The organism is Polyangium sorediatum, assembly GCF_029946465.1.
Classification (GTDB): domain Bacteria; phylum Myxococcota_A; class Polyangia; order Polyangiales; family Polyangiaceae; genus Polyangium; species Polyangium fumosum.
The window spans coordinates 20,653-31,927 of the sequence record NZ_JARZHI010000079.1 but is presented as its reverse complement, the minus strand read 5'-3'; the positions used below and the strand labels follow the sequence as shown (position 1 = coordinate 31,927).

Sequence of the window (11,275 nt, the reverse complement as noted above, 5' to 3'; positions counted from 1 at the left end):
GCCGTCTCAGACCGAGAGCTCGAACCGCGGCGTCACGTCGAGCGCGTTGACGAGCTTCGTCCCGTCCGCCGAGCGCGCGACGAGCGTCATGCCCTTGACCAGGATCGGTTTGTCGGCGAGCGCCTTCTGCGTCGCCGCGTCGTTCTTGCCCGTGACGGGGAGCTTCTCGATGCGCTGGAACGACTCGATCGCCGCGGTCGTCGCCTCGTCGAGTTTGCCCGAGCGATCACGCCCGTAGAGCCCGAGGTTGTAGAGGCGCGCCTGCACCCCGCGGATCGTGTCGATCGGATCGATCTCGCCGAGCGCGAGCTTGTACGTCATCTGTCGTTTCGAAAGCTCCAGCTCGATCTCCGGTTGCTCGGCCAGAATTTCGGCTTCGAGCATGCCGTCGCTGCCCGTCGTCCCCTCGAACACGCGCTCGCCGCACGTGAGCTTCCACGGCTCGCTCGCGAGCGGCTTTCGGCTCGCCGTGAGCTTGAGGTAGATGCGGATCTTCTCGCGCTTGATGATGAACTTGTGCGCCTTGCCCGATTGGATCTGCGCCTGCTTCGGCACCGGCTTCGGGAGCGTCACCTTGTCGCCGGGCTCGAGCACGTTCGGGTCTTTGCGCGTCTTGCGCAGCGCCGCGTTCTCCGGCGCCTCCCACACGGCTTTCCAGGGAAGGCCGTACTTGGCCGCGATGGTCGCGATGCACTCCCCCGGTTTGACCTCGTGCGTAATGCCTGCCATGGCGATCCCGCAGGGGATGATACACGCCGCGGCGCCCGATCACTCCATCAAAAGACCCATGCGCGCGAAGCGCAGGAGCTTCTGCTCCATGATCTCGGCGAAGACGTCTCCGTCCACGCAAGGCGCGCCGTTCATCTCCACCGACACCACGCCGCGCCGCGCTTCGTCGAGCGCCGCCTCCGTGAGCGCGGCGGCGTCGCGCGTGCCATCCATGCGCGCGAGGACCACCCGATCAAACGAATCGACCTGCACACCCTCGTGCAGGAGCGTGGTGCAAAACGGGCTGCCGATGCTCGCCTGATAACGTGCGAACGGGAAGGCGCGTGGCCTTTCGTCGGGCGCCCGCGCCGCGGGTTTCGCCGAGGCCCAGAGCCGGATCGCGCCCTTCGTGTAGAGGCCGAGCAGGTTTCGCGCGAGCCGCGCCCGCGCCTCGCCCTCGAATGCGGCGAGCCCGAGTTTTTCGCCGGTCTCCCAGGCGAGCGCGTCGAACGAGAGCCCGCCCGGCGCGTACGCGGCGAGCGTGACGAGCGCGGCCTTGAGCGTCGCCTGGTCCGTGCCGATCGCGCCGCCCGGCCCGACGAACGTCTCCTCGACGCCCTCGGCGAGGTCCGGCGCCATGGCCCCCGGCGAGAGCGGCGAGGCGAGCACGAGCGACGAGAGGCGATCGGCCGAGACGCGCGGCGAGAGCGGCGCGTCGTCGCGGCAGAGGATGGCGCGTCGAAAACACCGGAGCTCGAGGAGGTCGAGCGATTGCTGGACGGCGACGAGATCGTTTCCTGCCCGCGCGCGGACGGCCTCGGCGGCGGCGGGCCCGAGGCGCTCGGGGAAAACGAGCGGCACCTGGGCGTCGGTGACGAAGGCGAGCCCAGCGTCTTTCATGTCGCGGGCGAAGTCGGCGAAGTACTCGGCGTGGTTGTACGTGACGAGGTGCTCGCCGAGCAGGTAATGATCCGAAAGCTCGGCGATCGTCTCGAGCTCGCTCGCGAGCCAGGCGCGCGTGGGATCGGAGCGAAGCGTCTCCGTGCCGAGGAAGCGCAAAAAAGCGCGCGCTTTTTCCACGCGCTCGGCGGCCGAGCCCTCGGCGGGGACCTCGCGGCGGAGCATGTCGCGGATCGCGCCGCGCAGGTGCCAGCCGGGGAGGGTATTGAAGCTGATGTACGCGAGGCCGTGGGGCGCGAGGTGGCGCCGGACGACGCGTCGAATGGCCTCACGTGCGTCGTCGGGTACCCACGAGTAGACGCCGTGGCAGACGATGTAATCGAAGGCGTTGGGCTCGTCTTCGAATTCACGGATGTCGGCGAGGTGGAGGGCGACGTTGCGGAGGCGGGCGCCTTCGGCGTGTTTTCGGGCGACGGCGAGGGAGTCTTCGGCGCGGTCGAGGGCGACGAAGCGGCTCTCGGGGAAGGCGGCGGCCATGGGCAGGACGTTGCCGCCGGTGGCGGTGCCGATCTCGAGGACGCGGCAGCGAGCGGGCGGGGCGGGCCGGAGGCCAAAGAGGACGCCGATCGCGCCGAGGTGATCGGGGTGCGTCTCGGCGAAGGGCAGGGCCTCGTAGAAATAATCCTCGTTCGCGACGGCCACGCGCGTCCTCCGGAAGGGCGGGCCACCTTGGCGGGATCGGGGAGCGGGCGCAAGTGTTTGCCTTGAAGGGCCGATAGGCCGCATGCTGCGCGCTCGCCGGTCGCGCGTATGGATGGGCTGTCGTTGATTCTGGTCGCCGTGGTCTCCGCGCTCGCGCTGGTGATCGGGGTGCTCTTGCGGTCGCGCGGGGCGCTCGCGCGAGAGCTTCAGGCCGCGCGGGAGGAAGCGCGGGCGCTGTCGAAGGCGGCCGAGGAAGCGAAGAAGGCGCTGCCGGCGGCGGAGGCGGAAGCGGCGGCGGCTGCGGACGCGGAGGCGGAGGCGGAGGCGGAAGCGGCGGCGGAGGCGCGCGCGGCTGCGGAGGCGGAGGCGCGCGCGGCTGCGGCGGCGGCGGCGGAGGCGCGCGCGGAGGCGGAGACGTGGTCGCGAGAGCTCTCCGCGGCGCGGGAAGACCTGGAGAAACGCGAGCGGGAGCTTTCCGCGTTTCGGGAAGAGGTTGCGAACGGCGAGCGTGCGCTGTTCCAGCTTCGGGAAACGGTCGCGAAAGGGGAGCGGGAGCTTTCCGCGTTTCGGGAAGAGGTTGCGAACGGCGAGCGTGCGCTGTTCCAGCTTCGGGAAACGCTTGCAAAAGGCGACCGCGAGCGTTCCGAGGTTCGGGAGGAGCTTGCGCAACGCGAACGAGAGCTGTTCCAGCTTCGGGAAACGCTTTCAAAACGTGACGGGGAGCTTTCCGAGCTTCGGGAGGCGCTCGAAGCGCGCGAGCGTGCGCTCTCCGCGGCCGAGGAAGCGCTCGCGACACGCGACCGCGAGCTCGCCGCCGCGCGGGACAAGCCCGACGGCCGGACCGGGGACGTTTCCGCGGCGGCGCGGCGCATCGAGGAGCTTTCCCGCGCCCTGAGGCAAGCCGAGCAGGACGCAGAGTCGCTGTCGGTGCAGAAGGACGCGTTCGCGGTGGAGGTGCGGGCGCTGCGGGATGAGCTGGAGCGGCGGAAGAAGGCCGCGGAGCAGGCGGCGGCTGCGGCGGCGGCGGCGGAGGGGAAGCCGCTCTCCGCGGCGCCGTCGCGGAGGCCGGGGAAGCAGGCGCCACCGCCGGAGCCGGTGACGGCGTTCTTTTGTTTGATCTGCGGGGAAGGGAGCGCGGGGACGAAGCCGCATCGTTGCCTCGTGGAAGAGGCGGAGCTGGCGAAGAAGAAGGCGGCGGCGGTGGCGGCGGGGAAGCGGTAGGGGAGGTTTTACCTCACCCCCCGGCCCCCTCTCCCGGGGCGGGAGAGGGGGAGGAGGCGGGCGTCAGGGCAGCAGGGGCGGGGACGTGATCGCGAGGTGCGGGCGGTCCGTGACGCCCGAGATCGCCGTCACGACCCACGAGCCTCCGACGAACCGCGCGTGCATCACGTCCTTGGTCGCGTTGTTGAGGACGTAGACGATCTCCGCGGTGGCCGTGTTGAGGCCGCGGGTCACGGAGACCGAGCCGGTCACGGCCGTGCCAGAGACGTCCAGCGCGCCCGACCACGTGGAGTCCGTCGGATTGAAGGTCCTCGCTCGCACGATGTTGGTGCCGTCGATGTAGGCCAGCATCGCCCTGCCGTCGGCGAGCGCCGTCAACGAAGGCCGGCTCGACCACGCGCCGAGGTTGTTCGAGTTTCCGCTCCACGTTCCACCGGTGCTGCGGAGCTTTGACTTCCACTCGCCATCGCTGTCCTTGAACACGACGAGCAACGTCCCGCCCCTGAGGCGCGTGATGACCGGCAAACCCGCGGCGGTGACCTGAGTTTCGAACGAGGTCTGGTTGGTCCAGGTGTTCACGCCGGTTCGCGTGCGGAAAAAGAGGTCCTTGTTGCTCCCCGAACCATCATCGACGAAGACGACGTAGGGCGTCGGGGACGCTTCGGTGCCGAGATACGTGATGTCGGGCGAGATCACGCTAGCACCAATGGCGAGCTGATCCGCCTCTTCCTCCGTCGGGTTCCAGGTCCCGGCAGCGGCGTCGTACTGGCCGAACTTGACGCGTCCGGTCGTCGTCCCGCTGACGGTTTGGCTTCGCTCCCAGGTCGCAAGGATCGTGTTCGACGTGCCGACGGGCACGAGCATCGGCGTCGAGTTGACCGCCGTGGCGTTGATGTCCGCGAAGTTCCCCCAGCCAGCGGCCTGGGTCCACCGCACGGCCCGCGCCTTGAAGGTCGCGCCTTCATCGCGGATCGCAGCCAGGCCGACACCCGTCGTCGTGAGCGCGATGTCGGGCGGGACGGCCGTGAACGAGCCGGCCTTCGCCGTCGTCGTCCAGCTCGGCGTCGCGCTGTCCGCGTTGAACTCGGCGAGGAGCATGTCCGTCGCGTTGCTCGCCGCGAACAGCAACCGGCAGGGGCCGCACGCCCCGCCGCAGTCGAGAGCGGTTTCGTTGTGCGGTGCGCGGTCGTTTTGCACGCCGTCGTAACAAGTGGGCGCCGAGCACGTGCTGCTCCCGCCGCACACGCGGCTCGTGCAGTCGTCGCCGTCGCCGCAGCCCTTCGTGTCCGCGCACGTCTTGCCTTGCCCCACGCAGGACAAACCGCCGCAGTCGGTGTCGGTCTCCGCGCCGTTCTTCACGTTGTCGGAGCACGTGGGCACCTGGCAAACGTTGCCCGTGCACACGCCGCTCTGGCAGTCACCGGGAACGATGCACGCCTTGTCGTTCGCGCAATCGGCGGCGCACGTGCCGCCGCAATCCATGTCGGTCTCGGTGCCGTTCTTCACGCCGTCGGAGCACGTGGGCACCTGGCAGAGGTTGCCGGTGCACACGCTGCTCTGGCAGTCGCCGGGAACGCTGCACACCTTGCCGTTCGCGCAATCGTTCGGGCAGGTGCCGCCGCAGTCGGTGTCGGTCTCATCGCCGTTCTTCACCAGGTCGTTGCACGCCGGCGCCATGCAGAGGTTGCCGGTGCAAACGCCGCTCAGGCAGTCGCCGGGCACGCTGCACGCCTTGCCGGTGGCGCAGTCGGTGCAGGTCGGGCCGCCGCAGTCGACGTCCGTCTCGCCGCCGTTCTTCACCAGGTCGGCGCACGTCGGCATGAGGCAAACGTTGCCCATGCAGACGCCGCTCTGGCAGTCGCCAGGCCCGGTGCATCCCTTGCCGGTCCCGCAATCGAGGGGGCAGGTGCCGCCGCAATCGACGTCGGTCTCGGTGCCGTTCTTCGCCAGGTCGGTGCAGGTCGGCACCTGGCAGAGGTTCCCGGTGCAGACACTGCTCACGCAATCACCAGGGACCGAGCATGCCTTGCCGTTCGCGCAATCGAGGCAGGTCGGGCCGCCGCAGTCGACGTCGGTCTCGGTGCTGTTCTTGACGCCGTCGTTGCAGGTCGGCACCTGGCAGATGTTCGCGGTGCAGACGCTGCTCAGGCAATCCCCGGGAATCGAGCAGACCTTGCCGTTCGCGCAATCGAGGCAGGCCGGACCGCCGCAGTCGACGTCGGTCTCGTTGCCGTTCTTCACCAGGTCGGCGCACGTCGCGCCCTGGCAGACGTTGCCGGTGCAGACGGCGCTCACGCAGTCGCCAGCGCCGGTGCACGCCTTGCCGGCCACGCAGTCGGGGCAAACGGGACCGCCGCAATCGACGTCGGTCTCGCTGCCGTTCTTGACGACGTCGCTGCAGGTCGCCGTCTGGCAGATGTTGCCGGTGCAGACGACGCTCACGCAGTCGCCGGGGCCGCTGCACGCCTTGCCGGCCACGCAGTCGGGGCAAACAGGACCGCCGCAATCGACGTCGGTCTCGCTGCCGTTCTTGACCGTGTCGAGGCAGGTGGGCGCCTGGCAGGTGTTGCCGGTGCAAACACCGCTCAGGCAGTCACCAGCCCCGCTGCAGATCTTGCCCGAGGCGCAGTCGGGGCAAACGGGGCCGCCGCAATCGACGTCGGTCTCGTTTCCGTTCTTGACCGTGTCGAGGCAGGTGGGCGTCTGGCAGATGTTGCCGCTGCAAACGTTGCTCAGGCAGTCGGTGCCCGCCGCGCACTTCAGGCCGTTCGCGCAGTCGACGCAGGTCGGGCCGCCGCAGTCGACGTCCGTCTCGCTGCCGTTGTGCACGCCGTCCATGCACGTCGGAGCCTGACAAACGTTGCTCGTGCACACGGTGCTCAAGCAATCACTCGGTAGGTTGCAGGACTTGCCCGGGGAGCAACCCGTGCAGATCCCGCCGCCGCAATCGACGTCGGTCTCGTTGCCGTTCTTGTTCAGGTCGTTGCACGCTGCGTTCTGGCAGTGGCCACCCGTGCAGACGTTCGTCACGCAATCCGTGCCGGACGAGCAGACCTTCAGGACCGCGCACTTGCTGCACGAGGGGCCGCCGCAGTCGACGTCGGTCTCGGTGCCGTTCTTGACCTGGTCGGTGCACGTCGGCGACTGGCACTTCGCCATGATGCAGACGAGGCTGATGCAGTCGCCGTCGATCCCGCACGTCTTGCCCGCGGTGCAGTCGGGGCAAGCGAGGCCGCCGCAGTCGACGTCGGTCTCGGTGCCGTTCTTGATGCCATCGTTGCAGAGCGGCGCCTGGCAGATGCCGCCGGCGCATGCGTTGCTCTGGCAGTCCCCGCCCATCAGGCAGAGCTTGCCATTGACGCACTTGTTCGCGCAGGAGCCGCCGCAGTCGACGTCGGTCTCGGTGCCGTTCTTGACGTTGTCGCTGCACGTCGGCGACTGGCACACGTTGCCCACGCACGAGCCGGTCGTGCAATCACTCCCCGTCGCGCAGCTCTTGCCGACGCCGCAGTCGACGCAGGTCGGACCGCCGCAGTCGATGTCGGTCTCGCTGCCGTTCTTGACGCCGTCGTTGCAGAGCGCGGACTGGCAGGAGCCGTTCTGGCAGACGCCCGTGATGCAATCGCTCCCGGAGCTGCACAGCTTGCCGACGGCGCAATCGACGCACGCGGGCCCGCCGCAGTCGACGTCGGTCTCGCTGCCGTTCTTGGTGTTGTCACCGCAGCTCGGCGCCAGGCAGACGAGCCCGTTGCAGACGCTGCTCAGGCAGTCGCCGTTCACCACGCAAGCCTTGCCCGTCGCGCAGTCGGCGCAGTCCGGACCGCCGCAATCGACGTCGGTCTCGCTGCCGTTCTTGACCATGTCGTTGCACGCGCCGGCCTGGCAGACGAGACCGATGCAGACGCCGCTGAGGCAATCCGAGCCGGCGCCGCACGACTTGCCGTTCTGGCAATCGACGCAGGTCGGGCCGCCGCAGTCGACGTCGGTCTCGCTGCCGTTCTTGACGCCGTCGTTGCAGACAGGGGTCGTGCAGACGCTGTTCTGGCACACGCCGCTCGTGCAGTCCCCGGCGATGCTGCACGTCTTCGAGGGCGAGCACTTGGCGCAGCCCGCTCCACCACAATCAATGTCGGTCTCGGTGCCGTTCTTGACGCCGTCGTTGCACGTCGCGGACTGGCAGAGGGTGCCGGAGCAGACGTTGCTCTGGCAGTCCGACTGCTGGCCGCATGTGTCGCCGTTCGGGCACTTGGGGCACACGGCGCCGCCGCAATCGATGTCGGTCTCGCTGCCGTTCTGCACGCTGTCGTTGCACTTCGGCGCCTGGCAGGTGCCGAGGCTGCACACGCCGCTCTGGCAATCACCGTCCGTCGTGCAGATCTTGCCGACCGAGCAGTCGGTGCACGTCCCGCCGCAGTCGATGTCCGACTCGTTGCCGTTCTTGACGCCGTCGTTGCACTTCGGCGCCTGGCAGAGGTTGCCCGTGCAGACGCTGCTCTGGCAATCCGTGGTGCCCGTGCACCCCTTGCCGGCCCCGCAGCCGGCGCAGGCCGGGCCGCCGCAGTCGACGTCCGTCTCCGAGCCGTTCTTGATGCCGTCGTTGCACTGCGCTGCCTGGCAGGAGCCGTCCTTGCAGAAGTTCGCCTGGCAGTCGCCGTCGAGCTTGCAGAGCTTGCCGAGCGGGCACTTGGGGCACGTGCCGCCGCCGCAGTCGACGTCGGACTCCGAGCTGTTCTTGACGCTGTCGCTGCACGTCGACGCCTGGCAGAAGCCGCCCGTGCAGACGCCGCTCGAGCAATCCGTGCTTGCTGAGCACTTCTTGGCCGTCCCGCACTTCGAGCAGGCGGGGCCGCCGCAATCGACGTCGGTCTCGGACGCGTTCTGCTTGCTGTCGCCGCACGTCGGCGTCTGGCAGAAGCCGCCCGTGCAGACGCTGCTCGTGCAATCGCCGTCCGTCAGGCACTTCTTGAGGTCCGAGCAGTCGGGGCAATTCGGGCCGCCGCAGTCCGTGTCCGTCTCGGTCCCGTTCTTGACGTTGTCGTTGCACTCCGGCGTGGCGCACGTCGTGCTCACGCAGACGCCGCTCAGGCAGTCGGCGCCGACGGTGCAGCCCTTGCCGATCGGGCAATCCGCGCAGGCCGGGCCGCCGCAATCCGTGTCCGTCTCGAGCCCGTTCTTCACGCCGTCATTGCAGGTGCCCGCGCCGCACTTGGTGGCGATGCAGATCGAGCTCTCGCAGTCGTTCGGCTGCTTGCAGGTGAAGCCCGTGACGCAGGGCGGGCAGCTCGTGCCGCCGCAGTCGACGTCGCTCTCCGAGCCGTTCTGCACGTTGTCCGCGCAGTTCGCGCCCTGGCAGACGCCGCCCTGGCAGACGCCCGTCTCGCAGTCGCCGCTCGTGGAGCACTTCTTGTTGACCGGGCACTTGAGCGGGCAGGCCGCGCCGCAGTCGACGTCCGGCTCCGAGCCGCTCTTCAAGCCGTCGGGGCAGCAGAAATCGCCGTTGTCGATCGTGCTGTCGCAGTTGTTGTCGATCCCGTCGCAGACCTCCGGCGAGGACGAGACGTTCGGCTTGCAGAAGAGGCCCTCGGACGTGCAGATCGTCGTGCCCTCGGCACACGGGCCCGATTGCATGCCGTTCACGCAAGGCAGGCCGAGCCCCTGCACGCCATCGTCGACGGAGTTGTTGCAATCGTCGTCGATCGTGTTGCAGATCTCGGGCTGCTTCGTCACCTCACCGACGCACGGGCCCCACATGCCGTTCATGCATTGCCGCTTGCCGGCCTTGCACGCGCCCTTGCCGATGTCGGTCGGGTCGCCCGAGTAACACGCCTCTTCTTCGTTGCCGATGCAGCTACAGACGGGGTTCGCGTCGTCGATGACGCCGTTGCAGTTGTCGTCGAAGCCGTCGCAATCCTCGAACGTCGGGAGCACGTCGCCTTTGCAGTCGCCCCACGTGCCGTTCTCGCACTTCTGCTTGCCGGGCTTGCAGGTGCCCGTCAGGAACGAGTCCTTGGAGCCGCTGTAACACTCCTGCTCCTGGGTGCCGCTGCACTCGCAGCCCTCGTCGACCTGGCCGTCGCAATCGTTGTCGCGCTGGTCGCAGATCTCGATCTCGGGCATGACGTCGCCCAAGCAATCGGACCAGATGCCGTTTTCACAGCTCTGGAGGCCGTCCGTGCAGAGACCGACGTTGCGCGTCAGCGGATCGCCGCTGTAACACGACTGCATCCCGCTGCACTGACAGCCCTCGTCGATCTGGCCGTCGCAGTTGTTGTCGATGCCGTCGCAGATCTCCTCGGCCTGCGTCTGCTTGGGCACGCATTGGTTCGGCAGCCCGTTCACGCAGGCGGGCACGGAGACCCGGCAGGCGCCGTCGCCGCAGCTCAGCGGCGGGAGGTTCTCCTCGTCGCACGGGTTCGAGACGTAGTCGGTATCGAAGTTGAGGAGGTTCGTACAGCTCGTGACCACGCCGAGGCCAAAAAGCAGCACGAGCCAGGAAGCGAAGTGCTTGGTGCTCACCATTTTACATCAACCTCCACGGCACCCGCGTTCGGGCCCATGGTCGCTCCGACACGAACCTTCGGCGCCCCGCTCTCGAACTTGGACGGCGGGGGCTCGGTGAAATAAAGGAGGGCGCCCGCTCCGAGCGCCGCGAAACCGACCGGGAAAAGCACGGTGCTGATGAGCCCCGTGGCGGCGCCGGTGTCCTTCGCTCCCCGGCCCGTCGTGTTGCAGACGGTGCCGTCTGTCGTTTCGCGGCAATTCGTCTCGGCGGGCTCCATTTGCGCCCACGTGATGGCGCCCGTCACCGCGCCGCCGAGGATCGCCACGGCGCCGATGCCGCCGAGCGTGTAGGCCGCGACCCGCCGCGCCGAGATCCCGGGATCGAGCGCGGGCATGAGGGAAGGCACGGGCTGGAGGGGTTTGGCCGTCTTCGTGGGCGAGCCCGCCGTGGTCCCCTCGGTGGGAATCGTCACGTCGACGATGCGGTTTTCCCCCTCCCGCAGCGTGAACTTGGTGAACGTCGTGGCGCGGCCGGGGACCTCGGTCATGAGCACGTGCTCGCCCGGATCGATGAGCAGCGGCACGCCGATCGCGACCTGCACGAGCGGACCCTCGTCGAGGGGTTTGCGCAGGACGCGTGTCGTGCCGGGCGCCTCGCGCGGGACCCGGAGCACGACCTTGGGGATACGTTTTTCGAGCGCCTCGCGGCGCGCCGAGGCCGTCTCCTCATGGTCGCGTTCTGCCTTCTGCTCGGTGTCGGAGAGCTGGCCGAACGTGGCGAGGTAGTCGTCGTAGTGCACCGCTGCCGTGGCGATGCGCCCCCACTTGTCGTAACACTGCGCGATGCGGTAGAGGGTCGCGGGGCGCGGATCCTCGCGGTACATCTGCCTGAGCGCTTTGCACGCCTCGGCGTAACGACCCGCGTCGAGATCTTCCTGCGCCTTGTCGAGCGCGTTTTTCGCCTGTGCAGGCGCATCCCCGCTCGTGTCCTGCGCCCACGCTCGTTCGGTTCCGGCGTGAAACACCGCGAGGCCCGCGAGAAACCACAATACACACCGCATCGTGTGGGATGTTACAGGGCGATCCTCCAGCGGATCAAGAACATTGCGGCGATCGAAGGCTGTTCGAGGTGGTTGTCTTTTTCGTGTGGCTTCGTACGCGATCCAGCCCGAGGCGAACGTGTCGCCGGCTTGTCCGCGGCGTGAAACTTTGAGAACGTGGATGCGCGCCAAGGGCGCGAACG

Annotated in this window: 5 protein-coding genes; 1 reads left to right on the top strand and 4 read right to left on the bottom strand. The window is 68.5% G+C overall.

The window, feature by feature from the left end:
- Nucleotides 1–6 precede the first annotated feature (6 nt).
- Nucleotides 7–729 (bottom strand): peptidoglycan-binding protein, encoded by a 723-nt coding sequence (locus tag QHF89_RS43085; protein WP_136972576.1) that lies wholly within the window; start codon nucleotides 727–729, stop codon nucleotides 7–9.
- A gap of 39 nt (nucleotides 730–768) precedes the next feature.
- On the bottom strand, nucleotides 769–2,310 hold the full coding sequence (locus tag QHF89_RS43080; protein WP_284721686.1) for a methyltransferase regulatory domain-containing protein: 1,542 nt from the start codon (nucleotides 2,308–2,310) through the stop codon (nucleotides 769–771).
- A 108-nt stretch (nucleotides 2,311–2,418) separates the two neighbouring features.
- Here QHF89_RS43080 and QHF89_RS43075 point away from each other — a divergent pair, with 108 nt between their 5' ends.
- The gene (locus tag QHF89_RS43075) at nucleotides 2,419–3,531 is read left to right on the top strand and encodes a hypothetical protein (RefSeq protein ID WP_284721685.1); all 1,113 of its coding nucleotides are present in this window, start codon (nucleotides 2,419–2,421) and stop codon (nucleotides 3,529–3,531) included.
- 63 nt (nucleotides 3,532–3,594) lie between these two features.
- Here QHF89_RS43075 and QHF89_RS43070 read toward each other — a convergent pair whose 3' ends face one another.
- The gene (locus tag QHF89_RS43070; RefSeq protein WP_136972578.1) at nucleotides 3,595–10,050 is read right to left on the bottom strand and encodes a MopE-related protein; all 6,456 of its coding nucleotides are present in this window, start codon (nucleotides 10,048–10,050) and stop codon (nucleotides 3,595–3,597) included.
- Complete coding sequence (locus tag QHF89_RS43065; RefSeq protein WP_136972579.1) at nucleotides 10,044–11,093, bottom strand: tetratricopeptide repeat protein; 1,050 nt, start codon at nucleotides 11,091–11,093, stop codon at nucleotides 10,044–10,046. The genes QHF89_RS43070 and QHF89_RS43065 overlap by 7 nt, the downstream gene beginning before the upstream one ends.
- Between the last annotated feature and the right edge of the window lie 182 nt (nucleotides 11,094–11,275).